This window comes from Desnuesiella massiliensis, from assembly GCF_001403615.1.
Classification (GTDB): Bacteria; Bacillota; Clostridia; order Clostridiales; family Clostridiaceae; genus Desnuesiella; species Desnuesiella massiliensis.
In genome coordinates this window covers 1,301,107-1,322,791 of record NZ_LN879457.1, presented here as the reverse complement: position 1 = coordinate 1,322,791, position 21,685 = coordinate 1,301,107, and the positions used below count along the sequence as shown (strand labels likewise).

Annotated in this window: 18 protein-coding genes; 3 read left to right on the top strand and 15 right to left on the bottom strand. The window is 31.2% G+C overall.

Annotated elements, in window-relative coordinates:
• The first annotated feature begins 258 nt into the window (after nucleotides 1-258).
• Complete coding sequence (locus BN2665_RS24120) at nucleotides 259-1,329, top strand: NAD(P)H-dependent flavin oxidoreductase (protein WP_055669637.1); 1,071 nt, start codon at nucleotides 259-261, stop codon at nucleotides 1,327-1,329.
• 100 nt (nucleotides 1,330-1,429) lie between these two features.
• Here the strand turns inward: BN2665_RS24120 and BN2665_RS24115 are convergent, their stop codons facing one another.
• The 15 genes from BN2665_RS24115 to BN2665_RS24045 all read right to left on the bottom strand — a co-directional run bounded on the left by BN2665_RS24115 (nucleotide 1,430) and on the right by BN2665_RS24045 (nucleotide 19,629).
• Nucleotides 1,430-2,803 (bottom strand): GTP pyrophosphokinase, encoded by a 1,374-nt coding sequence (locus BN2665_RS24115; protein ID WP_055669636.1) that lies wholly within the window; start codon nucleotides 2,801-2,803, stop codon nucleotides 1,430-1,432.
• Between the two features lie 24 nt (nucleotides 2,804-2,827).
• Nucleotides 2,828-4,966, bottom strand: a complete 2,139-nt coding sequence (gene recQ, locus BN2665_RS24110) for a DNA helicase RecQ (protein ID WP_055669635.1) — start codon at nucleotides 4,964-4,966, stop codon at nucleotides 2,828-2,830.
• A gap of 478 nt (nucleotides 4,967-5,444) precedes the next feature.
• Nucleotides 5,445-6,065 carry a hypothetical protein gene (locus BN2665_RS24105; protein WP_055669634.1) on the bottom strand — a complete coding sequence of 207 codons (621 nt, stop codon included), beginning with the start codon at nucleotides 6,063-6,065 and terminating at the stop codon, nucleotides 5,445-5,447.
• 169 nt (nucleotides 6,066-6,234) lie between these two features.
• Nucleotides 6,235-6,876, bottom strand: a complete 642-nt coding sequence (locus BN2665_RS24100) for a lactate utilization protein (RefSeq protein WP_055669633.1) — start codon at nucleotides 6,874-6,876, stop codon at nucleotides 6,235-6,237.
• 155 nt (nucleotides 6,877-7,031) lie between these two features.
• Entirely contained in the window at nucleotides 7,032-8,381 is a 1,350-nt protein-coding gene (locus BN2665_RS24095) for an ABC transporter substrate-binding protein (RefSeq protein ID WP_055669632.1), read from the bottom strand.
• A 52-nt stretch (nucleotides 8,382-8,433) separates the two neighbouring features.
• Nucleotides 8,434-9,255, bottom strand: a complete 822-nt coding sequence (locus BN2665_RS24090; protein ID WP_055669631.1) for a carbohydrate ABC transporter permease — start codon at nucleotides 9,253-9,255, stop codon at nucleotides 8,434-8,436.
• Nucleotides 9,255-10,181: a carbohydrate ABC transporter permease gene (locus tag BN2665_RS24085; protein WP_082436003.1), complete on the bottom strand. Its 927-nt coding sequence runs from the start codon at nucleotides 10,179-10,181 to the stop codon at nucleotides 9,255-9,257. Before BN2665_RS24085 ends, BN2665_RS24090 begins: the two co-directional genes overlap by 1 nt.
• Before the next feature lie 342 nt (nucleotides 10,182-10,523).
• Nucleotides 10,524-12,989 (bottom strand): WG repeat-containing protein, encoded by a 2,466-nt coding sequence (locus BN2665_RS24080; RefSeq protein WP_055669630.1) that lies wholly within the window; start codon nucleotides 12,987-12,989, stop codon nucleotides 10,524-10,526.
• Nucleotides 12,990-13,056: 67 nt separating this feature from the next.
• Nucleotides 13,057-13,944 carry an AraC family transcriptional regulator gene (locus BN2665_RS24075; protein WP_055669629.1) on the bottom strand — a complete coding sequence of 296 codons (888 nt, stop codon included), beginning with the start codon at nucleotides 13,942-13,944 and terminating at the stop codon, nucleotides 13,057-13,059.
• A gap of 12 nt (nucleotides 13,945-13,956) precedes the next feature.
• Entirely contained in the window at nucleotides 13,957-15,060 is a 1,104-nt protein-coding gene (locus BN2665_RS24070) for a C45 family autoproteolytic acyltransferase/hydrolase (protein ID WP_055669628.1), read from the bottom strand.
• 117 nt (nucleotides 15,061-15,177) lie between these two features.
• Nucleotides 15,178-15,930 carry a GNAT family N-acetyltransferase gene (locus BN2665_RS24065; protein WP_055670053.1) on the bottom strand — a complete coding sequence of 251 codons (753 nt, stop codon included), beginning with the start codon at nucleotides 15,928-15,930 and terminating at the stop codon, nucleotides 15,178-15,180.
• Nucleotides 15,931-16,040: 110 nt separating this feature from the next.
• On the bottom strand, nucleotides 16,041-17,189 hold the full coding sequence (locus BN2665_RS24060; RefSeq protein WP_055669627.1) for a hypothetical protein: 1,149 nt from the start codon (nucleotides 17,187-17,189) through the stop codon (nucleotides 16,041-16,043).
• Between the two features lie 65 nt (nucleotides 17,190-17,254).
• The gene (locus BN2665_RS24055) at nucleotides 17,255-17,842 is read right to left on the bottom strand and encodes a TetR/AcrR family transcriptional regulator (RefSeq protein WP_055669626.1); all 588 of its coding nucleotides are present in this window, start codon (nucleotides 17,840-17,842) and stop codon (nucleotides 17,255-17,257) included.
• 327 nt (nucleotides 17,843-18,169) lie between these two features.
• A complete protein-coding gene (locus BN2665_RS24050; RefSeq protein ID WP_055669625.1) occupies nucleotides 18,170-18,562 on the bottom strand; it encodes a hypothetical protein in 393 nt (130 codons plus the stop codon).
• 2 nt (nucleotides 18,563-18,564) lie between these two features.
• The gene (locus tag BN2665_RS24045; protein ID WP_055669624.1) at nucleotides 18,565-19,629 is read right to left on the bottom strand and encodes a DUF4352 domain-containing protein; all 1,065 of its coding nucleotides are present in this window, start codon (nucleotides 19,627-19,629) and stop codon (nucleotides 18,565-18,567) included.
• Nucleotides 19,630-20,188: 559 nt separating this feature from the next.
• Here BN2665_RS24045 and BN2665_RS24040 point away from each other — a divergent pair.
• Both BN2665_RS24040 and BN2665_RS24035 read left to right on the top strand, forming a co-directional pair.
• On the top strand, nucleotides 20,189-20,932 hold the full coding sequence (locus BN2665_RS24040; protein WP_055669623.1) for a hypothetical protein: 744 nt from the start codon (nucleotides 20,189-20,191) through the stop codon (nucleotides 20,930-20,932).
• 128 nt (nucleotides 20,933-21,060) lie between these two features.
• Entirely contained in the window at nucleotides 21,061-21,663 is a 603-nt protein-coding gene (locus tag BN2665_RS24035) for a zinc dependent phospholipase C family protein (protein ID WP_055669622.1), read from the top strand.
• Nucleotides 21,664-21,685: the final 22 nt, after the last annotated feature.

The following is a 21,685-nucleotide window of genomic DNA, read 5'->3' as shown; positions in this document are numbered from 1 at the left end:
AGTTTAATTTAGTTTATATTACCACAAAAACTTAAAATAAGGAAAGCGATTAATTCAAAAATAATTAAATACATTTTATGGATTAGACCTATAATTTGATGTATGGAGTTATAATATTTCCATAACTAGTTACAAACTCCTCAGATGATATTATTAGAGTAAAGCAAAACCTTGACATTATAAATTCAATATTTTAATATTATATAAAATACTTTGATAATCAAAGTATTTTTACTCTATATGAAAGAGGATGAATACATGGATTTTAAACCACTTGTAATAAAAAATTTAATAGCTTCCCTTCCTATTGTTCAAGGAGGTATGGGCATAGGTGTTTCCTTGTCTTCACTGGCATCAGCAGTGGCTGCCTGTGGAGGCATTGGGATCATATCCGCAGCGCAAATCGGCTTTGAAGAAGAGGATTTTGGAACTAATCCTTTAGCTGCTAATATTAGAGCTCTAAAAAAACATATTGAAATAGCAAGACTTAAAGCCCTAAAGGGAATAATTGGTGTCAATATAATGTGCGCTGCTAATAATTATGAGGAATTAGTAAAGGCTTCTATAGAAGCTGGTGCCCAGGTTATTATATCTGGAGCAGGACTGCCCACTAAGCTGCCTTCCTTATGTAAGGACTCTGATATAGCCTTAGTACCTATAGTATCTTCTGACCGTTCCTGTGAAGTTCTATTTAAGCTTTGGCACAGACATTATAACAAGGTGCCCGATGCTGTTGTTTTTGAAGGTCCTGAGGCTGGAGGCCATCTTGGCTTTAAAATTGAGGATTTAGAAGATAGAACTGATAACTTTTATGAGGATGAAATGGTTAAAATACTTAAGGTTATTAAAACTTACGAAGAGATTTATAATAGACATATTCCTCTTATAGCTGCAGGAGGAGTATATTCTGGCGCTGATATAGCTCATTTCCTTAAGCTAGGGGCTAGTGGAGTTCAGATGGCTACTAGGTTTGTAGCTACTGAAGAATGCGATGCTCATATTAATTTTAAGAAGGCTTATGTAGAGTGCAATAAAGAGGATATTGTCATTGTTAAAAGCCCTGTAGGCATGCCTGGCAGAGCTCTAAATAATGCTTTTGTTAAGAAAACTCAGTTAGGTAATATAAAGGTTAAAAAATGCCATAAGTGCCTCACCCATTGTAATCCCGCTGAGACTCCCTACTGCATTACTGAGGCTTTAATAAATGCAGTAAAAGGAAATGTAGAAGAGGCTCTGATTTTCTGTGGAAGCAATGCTTATAAAATCAACAGCATTCTTTCCGTTAGGGAACTTATGGATGAGTTAGCTAAGGAACTTAAAAATGCTTAGACTTATGCAATTTATATAACCAGTTTTATTGTTAATAAAAAACATGGGACTATCCAAAGTAGAAGAAGCTAACTCTATTTTGAACAGTCCCTTTATATTTTTAAATAAACTCTTCCATAAGTTTTTCTTTAAATAATTCAGTGTATTTAACCCTATTATCCTTAAATTCATCAAAACAATTATATTCTTTAAGAATCTCCAAAATTATTTCTTCAAGAATTTCATTAATTCTTTCCATGGAAGATTTATGTATAAAGTCAATGGAATTTATTTGCACAAAGCAATTTGCCAGTTGTTCCACAAAGCATTGAACTATATAATTACACTGCTCCTCATCATACTTCACGTATAGATTGTTAAAGACCTTAATCCCTAGGAATTTATTTCTTAAAAATTCTATGAAGGCTTCAAAGTCTTCAGCATTATTTCCCACTTCTATATCAAATAATATCTTAAAAAATAAATTCCATTGAAAGTCGGTGTTAATAGATTTAAGAATAGTCTTACCTACAAGCTCAGAAAACTCACCCTTAAAGTTTATTTCTCTTTCAAAGTTAATCTCCTCATTAAAATCGATATGATTCTTGCTTATGCTATTAAATCTATTTAAGGTTTTTATAAGGGTTTTGCTATAATCCTCTATATCTTCTACCTTATTTGTACTAAATATATATTCCATAACAACATCACAAGATCTTCTAAAGTCTACTATAAATCCTAGACTATCCCTTACTCTATTAGAATAGATTTCATATATTATCTTAGACATAACCCCTTCAAATTGATTTTTTCTGGCCTGCTGATCTATGGAATTCATAGTGTTAAACTGGTTATACATTATCAATAACTGATTATCTATCATGGTTAAATTTCTTTTAATGGAAGCAAGCATATCTTTAAAGAATTTATCTCCTAAAAGATAATTATAGTTTTTATAGGTAACCTTATGCTCAATTTCTCCCCAGAATATATTTACTAGGGACTTTATTTGAAGCTCAAAGTTTATTTTTATATCCTCAAATAAGTATACTCCATCAATTCTATATATTTCAAAGCCATTCCTTTGCTTCTGAGGCTGCTTTCCTTGGAGCTTAAGGCTTATTTTATCATTACAAGAATTATAATAGAATCCATTGTGTCCTTCTACATTAAAATGCTTTTTTATAGCTTTATATATTTCATTTTCATCTTGAATAAATCTACATTCAATTCTTATACCAATCAAATCAGATAGATTATCTAAAAGCTCTTCCGAATTATTATATTTTCTATAATAATTATTTCTAAGAATTTTTTCCTTTAAGCTAATAGAAGATTTCACTCTTGCATTAATATTTAAATAGCCTTCACTGTTCTCCTGAAGAATATTTTTAAAATATATTTCAATATTCTCAGAGGCTTTTTCAAATATTTCACTCCTATTTTCAAGTAAACTTATAGTATCTTCTACAAAATCAAATAACTTTAATGCCATACAACTTCACCCATCCCATTAATATTATAAATGATGTTTACATATAACAGCCTTTATAGCTGTGTATTCTACCCCTTCTGGTAATAATTCTTTAATAGCCTTTAGCTTAGCTGCCCCTACTTCATTTATAGCCTCCAATATTTTATTTTCTGTACCCTCAGGTATAAACTCTTCTATATTAATTTCTAATCCTTCTGCTACACAATCAAATATGTGGCTTTGGACGGTAATTAAAGAAAGTTCTCTTTGTTTTGCTATTTCTTTTAATGAAAGGCCTTGTTTATACAGTTCATAGCTCTGAAGGTGACTTTTAACTTTTTCCTTTACCTTCTTTATACCCTCATTAATCTCATCCTCTTTGTTTATATTATCTATAGGTTTTAAATTCTTTTCTTCTAAATACTCTTTTATCACCTCTAAAAACTGAGCACCATACTTTTCAAACTTATTTTCTCCTACTCCTTTAATGTTCAAGAAAGCTTCCTTGGTAGCAGGCATATAAGTGCTTAGCTCCTTTAGGGTAGCATCGTGAAAAATAATATAGGGCGGCAACTTTAGTTCCTCAGAAATACTCTTTCTGGTGGCTTTTAAAATATTAAACAGATCATTCTTTTTCTTAATTACTTCCTTAATCTTTCTTACGGTTACAAAAACCTGTTCTTTATTCTTTAAGGAGTTAACAGCCTTTGTAGTAAGTTTTAATACTGGAAACTCTTCATTGGTCATTACAATATAGCCATCTGCTATTAATTTATTTGTTAATTCCTCTAGATATTTTCTATCATAGTCCTTCATCAGCCCATAAGTACTTACCTTATCTAAGGATAGTTTTAGTATCTTCTGGTTTTGGGATCCCTTAAGTACATCTAATACTGTGTTTAATCCATACCTTTCTTTTACCCTATAGATGCAGGAAAATATCATTTGAGCCTCTGTGGTTATGTCCTTTTCCTCTACATCTCCATTACAATTGCTGCAGTTACTGCAATTTATAAAGGTGGCTTCTTCTCCAAAATACTCTAATATATAGGCTCTTAAGCATTTAGAGGTATAGCAATAGTCCACCATAGCTCTTAAAGTATTGTATTCTTGCGCTTTTCTCTCTGGTGAAGTATTAGAATTATCTATAAAATACCTTTGAGTAAACACATCTCCGCTATTAAATAGCAATATACACTCACCTGGTTCACCATCTCTTCCTGCTCTTCCTGCTTCTTGATAATAAGCCTCTAGATTCTTAGGTACGCTGTGGTGTATTACATATCTTACATTGGACTTATCTATTCCCATACCGAAGGCATTGGTGGCTACCATTATGTTTACATTATCATACATGAACTCTTCCTGCATGCTCTTCCTCTTTTCCTCACTGAGTCCGGCATGATATAATCCTACCCTGCAATTCTTCTTCAATAAGGTTTCATAAAGCTTTTCTCCATCGTTTCTAGTAGCTACGTATATAATACCGCTGTCTTCTTTTTTATCTTGAATATACTCTAAAATAAATCTCTCTTTATTTTCTCCTCTAAAAACCTTAAAGGTCAAATTCTCTCTATCGAAGCCAGTAAAATATAATCCCGGGTTCCTCAAACCTAATAAATCGATTATATCTTGCTTAACTAGTTCCGTAGCTGTAGCCGTACATGCTAGAACTCTTGGTCTGGGCTCTAACAGTTCTATAAAATATTGTACCTTTCTATAACTTGGTCTAAAATCATGGCCCCACTTTGAAATACAGTGAGCTTCATCAATGGCCACTAGAGATATTTTTATATCTAGCATTTTAAAAATTCCCTGCATGGTCTCCAGTCGCTCTGGAGCTAGGTAAATTATCTTATACTTATTTTCACCTATCTCTAGTATCTTTTCGTCAATTTCCTCCCTAGATAAGCTGCTGTTTATATAAGTAGAGCTTATACCCATATTATTTAAAGTATCTACCTGATCCTTCATTAAAGATATGAGAGGAGATACTACAATAGTAATTCCTTCTAATAAAAGGGCAGGTATTTGATAGCATAGAGATTTTCCTCCTCCTGTAGGCATTATTACAAAGGTATCTCTGCCTTCCATAATATTTTCTATGGCCTTCTCTTGCCCTTTTCTAAATTTATCATAACCAAAATAATTTTTTAAAGCTTTAAGAGCTTCATTTTTCCACATATGACTTCTCCTTTTCCTGAAGCACCTCAAAATTCCTTAATACTTATGCTCATTTATTTATAACTTTATCTATTTATTTTTCTTAGGTGCTTAAGAGTCTAATTTATATTCTCTCAGTTTACTATTATATAGTATTGACAGAAAAAACTCACCCCAAACATATGTTTGTTAATATGATGTAACAATAAAAAATCCTATTTAGTTATAATATTATAGTAACTAAACAGGATTTCTATCTGTCTTTAAAGCCCTTAAGAAAATCTGGTACTTAAGGCATCTCCAAAAAAATAATTAGTCAGTCTACTCGTCTATTTTGCGTAATACTGTGTCCACAGAACCCACTAATAGCCCCACTATTAATGGAACCTGTGTCCTTGTCTTACGCAAAATATACTTCGCATCTTTGACTAGTTATTTTTTTACGATGCCTAAAAGCACTTTTATAATAATTTATTTTTATATTAAGTTAATAGAAAATTTATAAATTAATATTAGCAAAACGCTTCATCAAAAACCTCATAAAAGCTAAGAGCATCATTTTGTCTTTTGAGTTAGCATCATCAATTTTATTATCTACGGTAGGTATGGTTATATTAGAAGTTTTTATAAAGCTCATTATCTTTTCATTTTCTTCTTCGCTGGATTGAGGACTAATATTAGAAATAAGCTTTGATATATCTACTTCACTAGAATTACTAAAGAAATTTTTCTCATCCTTAACATCTAAATAAAGCACTCCTCTAGGTGTTATAGGTCTATTGTTAGATAAGAAGAATAGAGCATATTTTTCATCAGCTAACTCATAATCTGCAGAAGTCACTACACTATTAAATAGAGATTTAGCGCCTGGTGTTGCCACAATATAATTTTTAGTATTGCTATCTCCCTTTAAATAATAGCCTACCTTTATATTCCAATAGGTTTCCGCCATATCATCTTGATTTTTGACTTGACCTGCTTTTCCCTGTATCTTCCCAATTAAAATCACATCTGATTTTTCTATAAGCTCTTCTATAGAAAAAAATGCCCAACAGGCCTGAACGGCTTGTGTAGTTAAAAATAATATTCCTAGAGTAAAAACCAATAGTTTTTTAAACATAATACCCCTCCTCATATAAAACTTGTATGTTTTAGTATCATTTGTAATACGCTTAACTTTATATTTCGTCTTAGGTACTATGCTATAAATTCTATTTAATGTAAATAATCTTTTATCTCCTTGTTTATTAATATAGTTTCCTAGGTGTTAATTTTATAAAGCAATTACCCTAATAGCCCAAATTTTTACCTACAATAATCACTTTTATCCTACGCTTTATAAATTGACCTCTTATGATAACAAAATCATTACAAATCCTATTAGGACTTTTACAATCCACGCAATAGCCTAGTTTAGCACAGGGAGTATCCTTACCTAATCTCTTGGCGTCTATAGGTGCCGCATACCCCCTAACCCTCTTCTCTGCAGCCTCTATATCTTTTACAATTTTATTTATACCTACAACCAAAACGACTTGTTTAGGTCCATAAAGCATTGGCGCTACACGGCTTCCATTGCCATCTATATTATAGAGTTCCCCATCTTCAGTTATGGCGTTAGAACTGCAAAGAAAGGTATCTGAGGAAAAATTTTTTATGTATATCTGCTTTTTTTCTTCACTACTTATGGATTCCCTATATTTATCTAAAAACACATATTTTCCTTCTCTTAAAAAGTCTATAACTCCAGTTTCAAAAAGAGTCATGGAATCCCCTACTCCAATAACAGAATTCTCAGGAATAAACTCTTTTAATTTAGCTAATAGTTGTACTTCATCATTAACATAATATCCTGCCATATTACGTTTTTCTAAATTATTTATGGTTCTTTCTACCTGCTTTTCAATATACCAGGAAACGTTATTATCCATAAATTTCCCTCCAATCATAGTAAGTGTAAAGCATTAAGCTTCATCCTTGGTAACATCTTTCATCTTAAGAGATATTCAAAAGTAATCTACCAGTATTATATTATACTAAATAAAAAAATTCAGCTAGCATAACTAGCTGAAAATCATAAAATAGTCTACTTGTTAGTCTTATTATATTTTTCTATAGCAGAGTTTATGCTTTTAGCAGAGTTTTCCACTGCCTGCTCTGGAGTCATCTTATTTGAAATCATACTTTCTATATTAGTTTCAATAGTTTGTCTTGCTTCTGGGAATATGCCAAGAAGCGCTCCTCTTGACTCTAATGGAGATTGATGTAATTGATCTATTGCTGTTTGGAATTGAGGATATTGTTTTAATTGCTCTTTCATCTCTGGCAAATCGTAGGCTTTCTTTGTTACAGGGAAATATCCTGTATTTTTGTTCCAGTAAACTTGTTGTTCAGGAGATACCATGAATTTTATAAATTCCCAAGAGGCCTTTTGTTTACCATCATCCTTTTTATCCATAATCCAGAGAGATCCTCCGCCTATGGATACTCCCCCCTTATCACTTTCATTTAGTTTAGGTAAAAAGGCTGTTCCTACTTCAAACTTTCCACCGATACCTTTAAGTACAGAATTTAATACTGAGGTAGAATCTATCATCATGGCTGTGTTTCCTGCTATGAAGGCATTTTGAGTATCTGAAGTTTTTCTTCCAAAGTTTCCGAAATTTCCGGAATCATATAGCTCCTTCCATACCTTAAATATCTTTAAACCTGCTCCATTTTTATCAAATTCCACTGCTGCAGCTTTATCTTTTCTGCCATTTTCATTATTTGCATATAATTGTCCTTGTTTTACCATAAGCTGTTCGAAGAACCAACCATATATTGCCATAGAATATCCATATTGAGTAATCTTATTGCTTGCATCTTTCTTTGTAAGCTTTTTAGACATTTCTTTTATTTCATCGAAGGTTTTAGGTGGTTTTTCAGGATCTAACCCCGCATCCTTAAAAGCAGTTTTGTTATAATACAATATAGGGGTTGAGGAATTAAAGGGCATTGAATATAATTTATTGTTTACAGTATAGTATTCAAGCAGATTAGGTTCAAGAGTTGAAGTATCAAACTTATCTGCATCTATAAGCTTTTGAATAGGTGCAGCATAACCGCTGTCTATCATCCATCTTGTTCCAATATCATAAAGTTGCATTACATCAGGCCCTGCATTACCCTGCTGTGAGCTTTTCATCTTGTTTATAGCATCATCATAAGTGCCTTGATATTGTGCAGTGACCTTTATTTTGCTTTGAGAGCTGTTAAAATTACCTACCATTTTATCAATGGCCTCTCCCCCTACTCCTCCCATGGAATGCCAAAATACAATTTCTGTTACTTTATTTTCTGAATTAGTTTTAGTGCTTTTTCCGGTGCTACAACCAGATAATAAGGTGGTAACTAAGGTTGTAAGTATTAAAACAGAAATAACTTTTTTCTTCATTCTAAAACTCCTTTCAATGATTTTATTTATAGAAATGTTGTTTTCAACATTTTTAACCCTTTACAGCTCCAGAGGTCATACCTTTTATAAGCTGTTTTTGACCTACGATAAAAATAAGTATAGATGGAATTAAAATCATAACTATGCCAGCTAAAATCACACCAAAGGCTTGAGACTCTGAAAATTGAAGCATGCTGATTCCAATTTGAACCGTCCTCTTTTCGGCATCATTAGTTATAAGTAATGGCCACATATATTGATTCCAAGTGGCTAAAAATACATAGGTTCCTAAGGCTCCTATAGCGGGTCTAGATATAGGCATTACCACTCTTAAAAGGAATTGAAGGCTATTACAACCGTCGATGATGGAAGCTTCTCTTAATTCCCTTGGAATTGTTAAATAAAATTGTCTCATCAAAAATATTCCCATGGCTGAGGTAAGATAAGGAACAATGAGTCCCCTATAGCTATTAACCCATTCCCAAGAGCTTATAGTAAGATAATTTGCAATAATGATGGCTTCGCCTGGTATCATCATGGTGGCTAGAATAGCTATAAATAAAAATTTCTTTCCTCTAAATTCATAGAAAGCAAAGGCATAGGCTCCTAAACTGGTGGTTACTATCTGTCCAATAGTTACTGAAGAAGCCACAATAAAACTATTTAGAATGAACCTAAAAATTGGCACCGACTCTATTACATTAGAATAATTTCCAAAATACAGCCCCTTAGGTATAAACCTGAGAGGAAATTCAAAGATTTCACTTTGAGTCATAAAGCTTAAAGAAAGGGCATATAAAATTGGGAATATCACCATAAGACCCACAATTATATTGATTATATATAAAATTATTCTCTTCTTCTTACTAAGCATTATTGATAGTGCACCCCTTTCTTCTCATACATAAATTGTATAAGAGTAATGGTTAATATCATTAAAAATAGTATCATGGACTGAGTACAAGCCATTTCAAATCTGTTGTTAAAAAAAGCTTCCCTGTAAATGGAGTGAACTATAACATTGGTAGCCTCTCCTGGTCCACCGCCAGTCATCAGCTTAACTTGTCCAAAAGCTTGGAAGGAATTTATTAAATTTATCATCACTACAAAAAACAAAGTAGGTGAAACCATAGGTATGGTTATTTTAAATAATCTCTGAAAATAATTTGCTCCATCTATAGAAGCACTCTCATTTAGCTCCTCAGGAATATTTTTTAAGCCTGTAAGTAAGAAAATAAAGTTTATTCCTAAATTTAGCCAAACGGTGACTACAGCTACAGAGATTAAGGCCCATTTATCGTCTGTAAGCCATCCAATAGAGGTTCCTAATATGTAGTTTATAACGCCTATGGTAGGATGAAATAACATAGACCATATAATAGCAGCTGGAGCAGAGGCTACAGCCATAGGCATAGAAAACATAACCTCGTAAACCTTGCTACCTCTTAATTTATTGTTTGCAAGCAAAGCTAGAGTAAAGCCTAGGATAATAGCTGGTATAGCTAGCATTGGTACAAACTTAAAGGTAACCTTTAGACTATTTATAAATTCAGGTGACTTAAAAAGCTCCAGGTAATTTTCAAGGCCTATAAATTCTACTACCTTACCTCTTGCATTGGTAAGAGTAAAACTCAAAAATAAAGTTTTAAAAAATGGAAAATAGACGAAAATGCCAAAGATCACAAGGCAAGGAATCAAATATAAGTATGGTACAATAGAAAATTTCTGTTTGGGCTTAAGATAAATTAGTTCTTTCTTAGAAGAAACTTCCGCTGCAAGATCATTAAGTGAATTTTGCATAATTTCCCTCCTGACTTTTATTTTTGCTGGTTGTCCACCTTTGCTATAAAATTTTTAACTAAAGGTTTTTCTTTCTACTAAGATATATTCTATCCCTTAAACGACTAATTGTAATATTTTAACTTTTAAGTAAATTATATCATAACTAAATTATTTTTTGAAATACTATATTTCATTTTTTATACCCAAGTTATTACATATATCTAATAAAAATAGCATTTTCATATCTATAATATATTCTTTAGATTAAGTGAGCATTACGTGGAAGTAAAATAATATTAACAGCATTTAACAAAAGGCATAAGAAAGAGCTTTTTTAGTTCTTTCTTATGCCTTAAATCTTTAATTAAATGATTTCCAAAACTCACCCTCAGTATCAATAATATCTTTTATCTCATCATAATATATCTTAAAGGTAGGGAACCCTGCAGCATAGGGAGCTATTTCATAGGGATAAAAATAGATAAATAAGGCATCTTCTTTCACATAAAAAGGTTGATCAGGTTTTATGCCTTTATAGCTATCAGGAAATACATAGGAATATTCTTCATTGTTTTTTATTTGATCACCTATTATATCACTAAGCACCTTAACATAATCACTATTCTCCTTAAATAGATTCTTTAAACCATATATTCTACCACTTACTAAATCTGCTGGTACATATATTTTACTAGGCATGCCATGGGCAGCCCCAAAATAATACTGATAACCATCTAATCTTAGCTCTAAAAGCTGCTTTTTAAAAAAGGCTACAGCAAAATCTCCAAAATAGTTATAATCTAGTTTAACATTACTATCTATTTTCTGGACTTTAGAGAGTTTCTTTAATTCCTCATTTAATTTAGCTTGTGCCGCATTATCCTTCATGCCTATTATCTCAGGATAATACACTAAATAATCTCTATTAGGCTTATATTTTATCTCTTTAATGCTATATTGGTGGTTTATAGGTATTAGGGTGTTTGGTTGCCATATTATATTGCCTTCTCTGTCTAAATAGGATATTCTAAAGTCCATACTTAACTGTATTATGCCATCCATCATCTTTAGAACCCCGTTACCTTGAACTATAGGTAGATTACTTACCTTTTGTCCACTCCTATCTATAAAGTAGGTATTTTTTTCATCATAAACTGAAGCGAGGCCCTTTTCAAAAGGATTTACTTCATAATAAATAAAGTCTGTTAATATATTTCCATTTGTATCTGCTATGGCATATTTAGAGTCTAAATAGGGTTTTTTAGCATCTATAGCTTTTCCTATAGCATATCTTCCTTCTCCTAATAAAAATATATAATTATATTCTGGTTTTATAATGTAATTACCCTTATTATCAATTAGCCCATAATTATTCATCACACCCTGAAAAGTATTAACTACAGCTCTGCCCTCTTCAAAGGAACCTACACTGCTATACTGAGGAGATATGATTTCATTGCCTTTTTCATCAATAAATCCAAACTTACCTCCTGCTTCCTTTTGAAAGGACATAGCTCCTTCGCTAAAAGCTCCCACAAAGGGATAATTATATTTATTTAATATTTGTCCATTAGTATTAATCAAATTGAATTCCTTATCTTTTACTTTAACTGTGGCTTTACCATCCTTAGAAAAATCGCTGGCCTCCTGGTACTTACCAGGTATTATCTCTCTTCCATTTAAGTCTAAATATCCATATAAATACTTGCCTTTACCCGCATTACTAGAAAATAGCGCTCTGCTATTTTTATAATTATTTATAAAATCGTAAGCCTTATTAGTTATTTCCTTTCCATTTTCGTCAATCACTTTAAATCCACTGCCATCTATAACTACAGCTCTTCCCTCTGAAAATTCATTTATACTTTCATATTTAGGCTCTACCACGAAAATTCCTTGCTCATTTATTAAGCCATAATACTTGCCCTTCCTTGCCACCGCCAAGCCGTTAGCTTGAAACTCTCTAGCCTCTTTAAATTGTGGCTTAATTACCAAATTTCCTGTTTTATCAATATATCCCCAAAAAACTCCTCCTATTGTATTAATAGATGCAGGAAATAGACTGCTCTTTCTAAATTCTCCCTTGATTGCTTCCTTCAGCTTTAACAAATGAGACTTTGAGGGATAAGGATTTTCAAATTCTAAAGCTTTTTCCACAGCTTTTAAAGCCTGCTCTTTTCTTCCTGCATTGAACTCCGCTAGAGCTAAATAGTACCAATAGAATGAGTAATCTGGATGTTTCTCAACTAATCTATTATAATAGGAAGCTACCTTTTTAAAATAATAGGGATATACGTCCTTTGCTATTACCAACTCACCATTAATGAGCCTGTATACTTCTACTATATGGGCCTCCCCTGTATCATGTTTCCATAGAGCTATCTCTTCTATGCCATCTCTTCCATTTTTCCCAGGCATATCTTCCACTTCAATTTTGCTAAAGTAAACCTCCTTATTTAAACTCTCTTTTAAACCATGTTTACCCTGTTCTAAAATGTTTAATTTGGACCATATACTTCCTACCTGCCAGCCTATTATTAAGCTCGGTTTTCCTTTTGTAAGAGATGCAACTCTTAGATAAGTTATGTTATAACCCGGTCCTTTTATATTTTGAGCTATATGCCAGGTACCACCTTGATTTTTTAGTATCATTATATATGCATCACCTTGATACTTATAGCCTACGATTATCTCTGGAATTTTATCTCCATCCAGGTCAGTGACATATATAATATCTTTATCAGAATTATTTTTTAACTTTAGTATCTCCGCCGAAGGCGGTAAGAACTTTTTAATTAAATCATTCAAGTCTTTTTCCGTTAACATAATAAAAAACCTCTAAAAAATACTTCATCAAACATTATATGAAAGTATTTTTTAAAGGTGATAAGTTTTATTTTATTTTAACAGGTATATATATCCATATTACAGAAGAATCATTATAAGGTCCTAAAAAATCTTCCTTATACAACTCAAAATCATCTCTAAGATCTATGGAATAATCTGAATTACAAAGCCAAGTTGTCCATATATATTTATAAGTTTCCCTTAAACTATCAATGCTGCCTTCATGTCTAAATACTGCATAGTATCCTGATTTAATAATCCTTACGTCCATGCCTTCAGGTAGGTTTTCTAAGTTTTCTACCTCTACCCCCACCAATTCCGTAAACTCTGTTTGCTCTGTTAATATATTAAAATCAAGGTCTGACTCTGTAAAACATATACCATAGCCTGTACTAGGATTTACTATGTTTTGAATTTCACTTACTCTTTTGTAGAATTCCTTCCAAAAATCTTTTATTTTATTATGTTTTAGATTTGTGTTTCCTTTAATGCCTACTATAGTCTTATCATAATTTATTCTTACTATGTCTGGTTTTAGACTTATGTTCTTAGTTCTATGACTTAAAACCTCTCCTAGCAAAATATCCTTTTGATTTATTATAGGTTTAACTCCTTTTTTTCTGAAAGCTGCCGGCGTCATCCCAAACATATTTTTAAAAGAGCGAGTAAAGGCTTCCTGGGATTCAAAATTATAATCTAAGGCTATATCTATAATCTTTCTTTCACTACATATTAACTCAGCCGCAGCCTCGCTCAACCTTCGTTTTCTTATATAATTCCCTAAGTTTTCTCCTGTAAGTGAAAAAAATAGCCTATGAAAGTGATAATATGAAAAGTTTACAAAGGAAGCTACCTTTTCTACTGCTATAGAATTTTTAATATTTTTTTCTATATAAGTAATAGCTTTCTCTAAGTCAGGAATATAGTCAGGCATTTTCTTCCTCCTCTATACTAGCTTCCAAAAATCTGGTGAATAATTATTTTCTTCTATGACTACTTCTATTTGATGGAAAGGCAATGCTTCCCCAACTTTAATTTTATATTCATTATTCATTATAGGTGACCCATAGCAAAATTCTATAGTTTTATCCTTTAAATCAAAGAACATGGATCTTAAAGTTCCAAAAACTTCTTTATAATTGTGGACAGCCAATCCTCTAGGATATTCTTTTTTCATTAAAGCTTTTATATCTTCTTTTGATACCTGCTCATTATTATTTAAAAAATCTTGAATTAAATCATATCTAATGCAAGAGTTATTTACCTTTTTGTTTTCTATAGCCATGATTTCAGAAAATAAAGGATGATTTGTAGCGATTAGATACTCATCTTCTATAGCACCTTCCTTAAATACCTTCCTTCCATCAAAGGCTTCTACTAGGGCACTATTACCTAAAGCATCAGCTATAATAAGATTCATATTTGATGCAATGGGCATGTCTTTTATCATGGTCATGGCTTCCTCTACATTTTTACATTGCTCTAATAAAGCTCTAATTATAGCCCAAAACTGAAGTCCTGATGCTTTAGGTTTTCTCATCCCTGGGAAATCCCCTACGGGTGTGCCGCAGGCAGAGAAAGTAATGCATAAACCTTTTTCATTCATACCCTCACTTCTTCCAAACAAAGAAATCTCAAAGCCTGTATGGCTGTACTTTCCTTCAATATTTGTAGAGCAGAGTCTCATTCCATCCATAGCAGGAGTAAGATCGTAATTACGAAAAACATAGACTTTATTGTCCTTAGTTTTTTTAGGAAGTACAACTCCATGGCTGCATCCTACTTTTACTAAGGTGCTTCTATAATAATTTAAATATTGAGGTGAGATTCTTAATCCATCACAAAACCCATTAAGCTCTTCATTAATTCCCGGGCAATATATTTCTAATTGCCTTTTCATTTCATCAAATTCTTTATCATTAATTAATGGTTCTTTAGAAAGAAAAGAACTTAATAGCTCCGGGTTATTTTTGAATATCTCACTTTGCTTTAAACCTACTTCGTAGCTATTTCCTTGTAAAAATGTAAAAAAACCATTCACTTTATACATAATAAAACCTCCAATAACTTAACTTTAGGTTCATTATATATTTTTAGTAATAATTATTTTTGATATTTTCTGCTATCTATTTTCTAATTTCAATTTCTATATATAACCCGTTCTAAATTAATCCTTTAATTTTCTTGAATACACTTCTGCCCACGCCGGAAAAAAACCAGCATTTATAGCAGTATTCTTAGAAATTATATGAGATACTGCTGTTCCATAAAAAGGTACCTTTCCACGGTTTAAGAGTTCTTGTTTTAATAATGTAACTAGATTTGTACCAATACCTTTTGCTTTATATTCAGGCATCACATTTATACCAATTTGATATAAAGTTTTACTGTCTTCACTAGCTCCTGCCATCCCTATTATATTGTCACCCTCAAAGGCAGCAACTGCAAGAACATCCGGATAATTATCACTAAAAACAAAAGCTTCATCAAACCTGCTGTCATCCTGAAATTGCGATATTTCTTCTCTTTCAAACCATTTTATTGTGGTAATGGGCTTTACTTCACAAGTAACAGGGTTTGGTAGATAAAAGTGAGGCATCTGATCAATTTCATGACCAAATTCTCTTAATTTATTATCTATAGCTCTAAGTTTATCATAGTCAAATAACCAGCTAGCATCTCTCTTTAAAAGCTTTTCTTCAGTCCAAGGTCTTATTTTTTCATCGGCACAAATTATTGCCTTCCCTCCAATAGTAATTATTTTTAGGATGCAGCCATCACTTTCATAGATACGCCTGCCTTCTTGAAGCTTATTCTCTGTAATTGTATTTTCCTGTTTTTCAAAATCTGAGAGCTTACAATTATAATCAAGTGCCAATTGTTTTTTTGCTATACTAAGTATTTCAGTTTTTGTGTACATATTTACCCCCTCTAACTCTTCAGTCATAATTCTCCCCATCAATGTATTTCGATACTCTTCAAGTTTACCACTATTTTACGCAATTTGTCAGTACAAAAAACCATATATAACTATTTTGTACGGCTCCACTTTGATATTACTTGTAATTTATCATCTACAATTTTTATATCACAATTCCATAAGTAAGTTTTCATCCACAGTTTACCAGGCATTGGCTGCCAACCCTTTTGGGGGTTAATTTGAAAGTTAATAGAATCATTATTTTTCTTTACCAAATAAATGCCACCCATAATACCTCTAATCTCATCAACAGATATTGAAAAATGTCCTAGTATTTCTGTATCATCCTTTAATGAAATGATGTCTGGTATGGGTGGAGAAAAAGTTATTTTCATCTCACTATTGCTGTCAATTCTTTTCACGCACTTTACTTCAGGATGTGCATTATTTATATTAATTGAATAAATACAATTATCTATGGTTATTTCATCTACATCATTAGTAAATCTTACTGGCTCTATGACGCCTGTATAATTATTATTCAATTCTTTAATATTATTAAAATAAGAATACCTAGCTAAGTAGACCCTTTTGAAGTTACACAAGGGAAAAAGTTTAATAGGCTTTAGACTTTTTCCGTCTATCTTTACAAATATATCTGTGTGCTTTTGCTGCACCATATTGAATTTTTTTAAATATATGATAGGAAATTTATCTGGGCACTCACTCATAATACCTACAGGTGCTATAAGTCCGAAACTATCTAGTTTATTCTTATTCTCCTTCATTTTAAACTCTACAATTCTCTTTTCCCTATCCCTTAAAGATAGATATACATCTATGCCTTTTTCAGTTACATCAAACTGTACCTTCATGGAATCAACTTCTTGTAATGTTACTTTATTCAGTAATGATTTATACCTACCCCCATCAACTTTCAATCCCTTTGTATAGTAAATATCTGATTCGCCATCCTGCATTCCCATAAGTACAATGTAATGCACGAGATTTTCTTGTTTTACTTGCTGTAATTCTATAGCTTTATAAGTAGGATCTCCCTCAAAATCTATTAAGCAAAGCTTCTCAATTATCACTTGTTCATCTCTAAATTTAATTAGTGGATAAATATATTTATTATTTTCTGTCTCATATATTGAAGGATCATTCCTTTTATCACCCAAGTACTTTTCTTCATTAACTGGATTACTTTCAGGAACCATAAAGATTGGACAAATTTTTGAAATTAACTTTCCTAACACTTTTAAACATCTCCTTAAACTTTTTAAAATGCAGTAGGAGCATTTTTGTTAATTTACTATTTACACTATTGAATTAGCAGTTTATATAAATGTCTTAGGTTCGATAGAATCATTATTTTGGTTTCCTCATCTCTGCTTATAAAGCTTCGATTATTAATCCACTTACACAATTCACCATGCAAATAACTATGTAATATGTCACCGATTAAATTTGCTTTTTCATCTGAAATATTGCTATTTCCCAATTTTATAAGTTCAGAAAATCCTTCTCCTGGTTTATGCAATATTTTAGTAACTTCTGGAGAAGGGCTTCCATCTATAGAATCAAACCATATAAATCTATACCACCCAGGATGTTCCATAGAAAAATCAATCAAGTTTGATAAAATCAAGAAAAATCTTCCTTCATCATCTTTTTCATTACTTAAGCCACTGCTGGAGTAATCCATCATCATAAGAAGCACCTGGCCAAGCGCTTCCCAAAATATTTCGTCCAGACTGCTAAAATAATTATATAAGTTTGTATGTGCACACCCAATCTTTTTAGCAATATCTCTTAAGGTTACATCCTTTATTCCTTCATTTTTATCAATCAAACTTAATGTAGTTTCCAAAATAATTTCCTTACTTACATGTTTTTTATTATTTTTCACTTCATTCTCTCCCTTCATTACCTATGGTAATTACCATAGGTAATATGATATCAATATCATGACATTATGTCAATATAATGAAGCACACATATTGTTTCAAAAAAATAGGATTATTCCCATGTAAAAATTGCTTTTTACCTTGAGATAATCCCCTTTTAATTTAAAGCGCTTTCCCATATACAGGATATTAAAATCATTAACACTTATAATGTTTAAAGGTATACTCATCATTAGAATAGATGTAATTGCATAAATTATGTAGAACAGCTATATAATTTCTTCTTTCTTGGCTGATTGTAGAAATCTTTAATTCATACTCTAATCTATCTATATTTTTTTAATTATTGGTATATAGTGTTTCATAGCTTTCTTTTTTTCGAATGAAAATATAATAATACTTATAAAACCCATAGCAAATATCATAAATATTATTAGCTCTGCGGCGGTACGTAAAAAGTCCATCTGAGGATCTACTATAGACCAAATGAAAGACAAAAACACTAGAGAAGCAGCAATGATTATACATACTTTCATAGAGATTTTTTTTGTTTTATCATATTTTTCGTAATATAGATTAAAAGGATCATTAGTTACTAATGTTTCATATAAATATTCCTTATATTCGCTATTTTTAATGGTCCTATTTTCATTTTCTATAGCGCATTTAACTTCATCTGCTATTAAGCACTTCATCTTTTCACTTATTTGTGAATCTACCATAACTATTTCTTCTCTCCCTTATTACTCAAATATATTTTTTGACTATATTGCTTTGATTTTGATTTGTTATATGCTGTGTATATCAAATATTCTGGTTCTTCAACTTTAGGAACTTTAAAATATAAATCTCCACTAATGCTTTCCTTTTCCTTTAGTGCTCCCGATTTTATTTCTTTTGGATCTGATATGCTGAATCTTTGATATTCTTTTCCATCTTTGCTTACAAGTTTGAATTCTGTTTCACTATAGCTTTTTCCAGCTGCAGTTTCTTTTTCAAAACTTTCTAATTCTAACTCTACTTTATAAAGGTCTATAGGATTACTTTTTCCGAAGCTTACATGAGATGTTTTTTTAACTTTTATTCCTAAATTATTACATACAACGCTTTCACCCATCACAACTTTACTTGTAGTTGTTGTTAACATAGGAACTGCTACTGGAATTAATAATATCATAATTATAATTATTTCCACGTATATTGGCATTCTCGCAAATTTACGTAAAGGAAAAGGTAGTCCAAGATTCTTAACTCTAGTTTTATTCTTTAAAAAATTTCTTACATTATCAATAGTATTTTTATCTATTTTTTCTTTCGCTATATTAAAGCCATTTAAATATTCATTTTCTAATATAAAATAGTCTTTTACTTCATACACATCTATCTCATCATAATTAAAGACCTTTTTAATTCCACTCAAAGGAAATATTAAATTTATGCAATCTTCACATAAATATATATCATATGTATTTGCCTGAGGTGCAAATGAACGTCCAGCCAAGGATTTCCACATAAATTTATGGTGATTTCTTAAAAAAATCATCATAAACAATACTCCACTTAAACACCAAAAAACATAATTCTTATACAATGCGGCTTTTTCAAAATAATTTGATTTTGAAAAAATAATAATTATCGCTAAAAATATAATGGTACCTAGAAAAGCTCTCTTATATCTAATAGGGGCTTTTCTATCCATATAGGCATCAATCAATTCACTTTTTTCATATTTACAATTAAATTTATATTTATATTCTATAGGTTCGCTGCTATCAAAATTTTGTTCCAAAATGTATTCCCCTTCCAACTCTTATTTAAAATTATTTCTATTCTAAATCAGTAATATTTCATCCCTCCCAAAAATAAAAAGCATTCCTTTGTAATTACTACAATACAAGTCGCAGTACCCAAATCTCTACATTAAATTATCGCGACTATATAAGAATAATTTACATTCATTTTAAAAATTTGTACATATTTTAAAGATATTATAATGAATTCAATAGTTGTAACACTCAGGAATAAAACCAACTTTCACCAGTAGTCATAATCTAACTTTGCTGAACGCACAAAAAATAGTGGCTTCCTTCACAGACGGATTAGCTACTATCTTCTCTTTTTAAGCAGTCATAAACATTTTAATTAATATTTGCAGCTATAAAATTTTTATATCTATATATATTCCATAATAATTCTCATTTTCTCAATTGATTAAATCCTTATTGTAAAAACTGAAAAAATATTTTACTGGGAATTTATGTTATAATAAATCTATAATTTTAATTTGGAATGATAACTTAATGCGAATTAATTTAAATTTTTATTGATTAGATATGGAGAGATGCTTTATGTTTATGTTTGTTATCATATTTATTTTTTCATTGATGCCCCTAGTACTATTTGCCTTATCTTTTATTTTGATAATTAATATTATCCATGTAAAGTTAAAAATAGGGGAGCTAAATACTAAGCTTCTCAATGGTACTATAGTGGTTGCTGCTTTTTACTGGATTTTGCATATACTGCTTCGGGTGGGCGAGCGCGCTTTAGATTCAAGTGACAAAGGAGAATTTTACTTATATGCTAGCGCAAGGCTTTATTATTTCCTTCCATATATGCTTGGCGCTCTAGTCATATATATGCTTAAAAATATTTATCTATTTAAACAAAAAAAGGGGAAATTAAATACTGCTATTATTACTTCAGTTTTAGCGTTGGCAGCAGTTTTAGGCGTATATTATACGCCAGTTAAAAATAAGGTTGACATTACTATAAATGACTGGTTTGGTGGCCATAAGGATAGAGGACGACTTGGACTTTCAATTGATAGCAGAGATAGAATTGATCGGCTTGCAAGTGTCATAGATAAACACAGCTTTAGAAGAGCACCAGTTATTAGAAAAAACGAAAGCCTTTCAAGCATAAGTATAGCTGGAAGAAATAGAGAAATGCAACACAGTATATATACTGTGTATATTAATGAAGACTATAAAGAAAATGAACTCTATGTAAACGGCTACCGGTATAAGGCAGTGAGACAGGAAGAATTCGCAAGAGAGGTTTTGAGTATATTTAATGAATTGATGCCATAATTGTAAAGTATTGCAAACTAACTATTGAAATCCATAATACGAATAATTAGGTATTGATAAATAAATCATTATAAGATGACGAATTTGCTAGGAGGAACTTACAAAAATGAAACTTGGGAGGAAGTAGCATGGGATCACGAATAATACATTTTTGCATTTCAGATAAATTAAGTAGAATTATAAAAGTTGATAGAGATAGATTTTTAATTGGTTATTTGGTTGCAGACATACCTCAATTATTCAATAAGCCAAAGGATGAAACGCATTTTATGAAGAAGACTGAAAATGAGTTAAAACATGATTATAAAGCATTTTATATAAAATATAAAGATAAACTTAATGATTCTTTCTTTGCAGGATATTTTTGTCATCTGATTTCGGATGAGTTGTGGTATGATAAAATCTTTACTAAATATTTCGGCACGGTATACCCAGGAAAGGAATATCTTAAAGGATATTATTATGATTTTTATAAATTAAACGGGAGACTAATTGAATACTACAACCTAGAAAACAATATAAATATGATTGACAATATAGAAATTGACGAATTAGATATAAATATGATACCAACATTTGTACAAGCAGTACATAAGGATTTTAAATATAGTAAGGAGTTATTATTGGAACCCCTAGAAGTATTAAATTTTGAAGAAGTGATTGAGTATATTAATGAAGCAGTTGAAATGTCACTTTATGAATTAGCACAAAGAGCTATTTTGATCAGATGAATCAGAATAGTAGAAAAATGCG

Coding starts and splice junctions, on each gene's coding strand:
- BN2665_RS24120 (WP_055669637.1), top strand. CDS start 259: ATGGATTTTAAACCACTTGTAATAAAAAATTTAATAGCTTCCCTTCCT.
- BN2665_RS24115 (WP_055669636.1), bottom strand. CDS start 2,803: ATGGCATTAAAGTTATTTGATTTTGTAGAAGATACTATAAGTTTACTT.
- recQ (WP_055669635.1), bottom strand. CDS start 4,966: ATGTGGAAAAATGAAGCTCTTAAAGCTTTAAAAAATTATTTTGGTTAT.
- BN2665_RS24105 (WP_055669634.1), bottom strand. CDS start 6,065: ATGTTTAAAAAACTATTGGTTTTTACTCTAGGAATATTATTTTTAACT.
- BN2665_RS24100 (WP_055669633.1), bottom strand. CDS start 6,876: ATGGATAATAACGTTTCCTGGTATATTGAAAAGCAGGTAGAAAGAACC.
- BN2665_RS24095 (WP_055669632.1), bottom strand. CDS start 8,381: ATGAAGAAAAAAGTTATTTCTGTTTTAATACTTACAACCTTAGTTACC.
- BN2665_RS24090 (WP_055669631.1), bottom strand. CDS start 9,255: ATGCTTAGTAAGAAGAAGAGAATAATTTTATATATAATCAATATAATT.
- BN2665_RS24085 (WP_082436003.1), bottom strand. CDS start 10,181: ATGCAAAATTCACTTAATGATCTTGCAGCGGAAGTTTCTTCTAAGAAA.
- BN2665_RS24080 (WP_055669630.1), bottom strand. CDS start 12,989: ATGTTAACGGAAAAAGACTTGAATGATTTAATTAAAAAGTTCTTACCG.
- BN2665_RS24075 (WP_055669629.1), bottom strand. CDS start 13,944: ATGCCTGACTATATTCCTGACTTAGAGAAAGCTATTACTTATATAGAA.
- BN2665_RS24070 (WP_055669628.1), bottom strand. CDS start 15,060: ATGTATAAAGTGAATGGTTTTTTTACATTTTTACAAGGAAATAGCTAC.
- BN2665_RS24065 (WP_055670053.1), bottom strand. CDS start 15,930: ATGTACACAAAAACTGAAATACTTAGTATAGCAAAAAAACAATTGGCA.
- BN2665_RS24050 (WP_055669625.1), bottom strand. CDS start 18,562: ATGGTAGATTCACAAATAAGTGAAAAGATGAAGTGCTTAATAGCAGAT.
- BN2665_RS24040 (WP_055669623.1), top strand. CDS start 20,189: ATGTTTATGTTTGTTATCATATTTATTTTTTCATTGATGCCCCTAGTA.
- BN2665_RS24035 (WP_055669622.1), top strand. CDS start 21,061: ATGGGATCACGAATAATACATTTTTGCATTTCAGATAAATTAAGTAGA.